This window comes from Halanaerobium sp. (assembly GCF_003070835.1).
Genome location: NZ_QBLR01000405.1, coordinates 1 through 2616 on the forward strand (window position 1 = coordinate 1; position 2616 = coordinate 2616).

5 protein-coding genes and 1 pseudogene are annotated in these 2616 nt (G+C 29.9%); 2 read left to right on the top strand and 4 right to left on the bottom strand.

Features of this window, described 5'->3' with window-relative positions; genetic code table 11:
* Positions 1–121 precede the first annotated feature (121 nt).
* Positions 122–460, top strand: coding sequence for a type VII toxin-antitoxin system MntA family adenylyltransferase antitoxin (locus CI949_RS19675; protein WP_089656223.1), 339 nt, complete (start codon positions 122–124; stop codon positions 458–460).
* Positions 461–472: 12 nt separating this feature from the next.
* Positions 473–712, top strand: a pseudogene (locus tag CI949_RS19680) (HepT-like ribonuclease domain-containing protein); the annotation flags it as partial.
* 274 nt (positions 713–986) lie between these two features.
* Here the strand turns inward: CI949_RS19680 and CI949_RS19685 are convergent.
* From CI949_RS19685 to CI949_RS19700, 4 genes are all read right to left on the bottom strand, one after another.
* Positions 987–1265, bottom strand: coding sequence for a helix-turn-helix transcriptional regulator (locus CI949_RS19685; protein WP_073160997.1), 279 nt, complete (start codon positions 1263–1265; stop codon positions 987–989).
* A gap of 11 nt (positions 1266–1276) precedes the next feature.
* A complete protein-coding gene (locus tag CI949_RS19690) occupies positions 1277–1612 on the bottom strand; it encodes a type II toxin-antitoxin system RelE/ParE family toxin (RefSeq protein WP_089656221.1) in 336 nt (111 codons plus the stop codon).
* Positions 1613–1932: 320 nt separating this feature from the next.
* On the bottom strand, positions 1933–2337 hold the full coding sequence (locus tag CI949_RS19695; RefSeq protein ID WP_073160992.1) for a type II toxin-antitoxin system VapC family toxin: 405 nt from the start codon (positions 2335–2337) through the stop codon (positions 1933–1935).
* Positions 2334–2585: a hypothetical protein gene (locus CI949_RS19700; RefSeq protein ID WP_073160990.1), complete on the bottom strand. Its 252-nt coding sequence runs from the start codon at positions 2583–2585 to the stop codon at positions 2334–2336. The genes CI949_RS19695 and CI949_RS19700 overlap by 4 nt, the downstream gene beginning before the upstream one ends.
* Positions 2586–2616: the final 31 nt, after the last annotated feature.

Below are 2616 nucleotides of genomic sequence, written 5' to 3' on the forward strand. Positions count from 1 at the left end.
ATGATAAAGGGAAATATTGGTTTCAGGTTGGGGTGAAAAATTTTGAAAGGTGCTATTAAGCCTTATCAATCAAGGGCTTATTTAGCCGAAAATCTTATATAAAAGTGGAGGAGTGAAAAAGATGGATAACAAAGACCTTAAGAAAAAACTTAGGAAGTTAAAACCTATTTTAGAGAAGAATTATAAAGTTAAAAGTATTGGTCTTTTTGGTTCATTTGCTCGAAATGAAGCTAATGAAGATAGTGACATAGATATCTTAGTAGAGTTTTCTGAAAATATAGGATGGGAATTTATAGATTTAAAAAAATTTTTAGAAGAAAATTTAGATAGAGAAGTTGATTTAGTGACTATAGAGGCTTTGAAACCAGAATTAAAGGAAGATATATTAAGAGATGTGATATACCTGCTTTTGTCAAGCGAAAAATGTACCACCCTACCAATCGAATTGTGTACCACCTAGTTTAAAAAAGATGATCGAACTATTGATGCAGTTTTAAGAAATATAGAAATTATAGGTGAAGCAGCTAATAAACTTTCTAAAAAAATATATAAAGAAAATGAAAGTGTTCCTTGGGGAAGAATGATTGGTTTAAGAAATATAGTAATTCATGAATATTTTGGAGTAGATCTAAATATTATTTGGCAGGTTATAACAGTTAATTTACCAGAAACTAAACCCAAAATAGAAGAAATATTAAAAGAGATATCTTGATTTACTATCATAATAAAATTTTTATTAAATTTTAAGAAGATTAGGACTTCGTCTAACAGAGTGTTCCCGCTATCGGACATGCCTTCTGTTATGATGTTTGCAGGAGTTACTGATGATATAAACCGATAATTAATATCAAGCAAACATCGTAACAGGCCCAAAGGGGACAGGCACGTCGGGAACACTCGGAACGTTATATGAAACCGTAGCAAACGCTTTAACAACTAAAAATTTAAAGCATAAAGAAAACAGTGCCGTTGAACCTTCAGCACTGTTAATTAAATCTAATTTCAAGTTTTTTACCAAGTGCGTGAGCAACTTTATCAAGAAATTCAACACTCGGATTATAATCATCATTTTCTAGTCTGGAGATAGCAGACTGTTTAGTTCCAATTCTATCTGCTAATTCTTTCTGAGTTAAATTATTTTCTATTCTATACCTAATTATTTGTTTTTTTATTTCATACATAACATTCAGTTTTTCATATTCTTCTTTAACTTCTTCAGATTCAAAAAGTTGATTTTTAAGATCTTTATGATCTATAAATTTCATTTTGTTTCACCTCACTTGATAGAATTAAGTCTGTTAAGCGCAATATTTATTTCTCTCTGTGAAGTTTTATTAGATTTCTTCTTAAAGATATGCAAAAGAACAAAGATACCATCCTGATAATTTAAAAAGAAAATCCTAAATATATTAGAACTATGCTTTATTCGTAATTCCCAGAGATCATCATATCCCTTTAACTTTTTAAGATGTGGCATGCCAAGAAATAGACCAAATTCTTCTAGAAGTTCTATTTCTCTTAGAATTTTAGCCTTTCCTTTAGCTGACTGTTCTTTAATAAATTCAATTACTGGAGATTTATTATTTTCGGCATAATACTTAATTTTATACATAATCTATTCACTCTAATTTTTAAATTTATTATATCACATATATGTTATAAAAGGAAGTAAAAATTTAAGATTAAGCTTATATAAAACATTTATTACTGTATAAATGCAGGAATTTTTTTCTTTTACATGAAGTAAGTTAATAATTGATAGATTAATAGACAAAGCTACGGCATCATATAACATGGGATTGTGACGCCATGCCTTCTGTGTCATAAAGCTTGCAGGCTAACCAATTATGGATACGAAAAAGCAAGCTTTACGCCAGTTCCTGACGGAATCAGGCACGAGCGCGAATCCCAGTATCGTTATCTGACATTGGGCTAAGTAATTACTGCTACTGGAACATCAATACTTTTAGCTGCTCTAACTAATCTTTTATCTAAAGTTACTAAAGTAGCATTTTTACGCCTGCTTGTAACTAAATACATAGCGTCATAAGTAGGATGACTTATCTTGCATGAAAGTGGCAAAGCTTCTTCAAAAATGTCTTTGGCATCAATAAACTGATCTACCATTTTATAAAGATATTCAATTTTTTTCATAATATCTTCTTTGCTATAATCTTGATATTCATGATATTTCCACAATGTATTACTAGCTTCATAAATAAAAAGAGAAGGAGCAATTACCCAGTCTGCATTATTTAATATATTTACAATTTCTTGTTGTCTTTTACCACCCATCACTATTTCAACAGCTGCACTTACATCGATTGTAATTCTCATCTTTCACGATCCTCTCTAACTAATTTTACAGGATCTAATATTTCTTCATCATTCTGTTCTTGATTGGTTTCTTCTTGTATTTTTTTTAGAAGTTGTTGACGACGTTTTTTATTTTCTTTTTCTATATTTAAAGCTTTTTCCAATAATACTATTGTTTCTTGGGTAATACTTCTTCTGTCGGCTTCAGCTAATTGGACAATTTCTTGATAAAGATGTTCTGGTAAATCTCTAACTTGTAAAGATGGCATAATAAAAACTCCTTTCGTCTAATGATTAATC

Coding starts and splice junctions, on each gene's coding strand:
- CI949_RS19700 (WP_073160990.1), bottom strand. CDS start 2,585: ATGCCATCTTTACAAGTTAGAGATTTACCAGAACATCTTTATCAAGAA.
- CI949_RS19675 (WP_089656223.1), top strand. CDS start 122: ATGGATAACAAAGACCTTAAGAAAAAACTTAGGAAGTTAAAACCTATT.
- CI949_RS19690 (WP_089656221.1), bottom strand. CDS start 1,612: ATGTATAAAATTAAGTATTATGCCGAAAATAATAAATCTCCAGTAATT.
- CI949_RS19695 (WP_073160992.1), bottom strand. CDS start 2,337: ATGAGAATTACAATCGATGTAAGTGCAGCTGTTGAAATAGTGATGGGT.
- CI949_RS19685 (WP_073160997.1), bottom strand. CDS start 1,265: ATGAAATTTATAGATCATAAAGATCTTAAAAATCAACTTTTTGAATCT.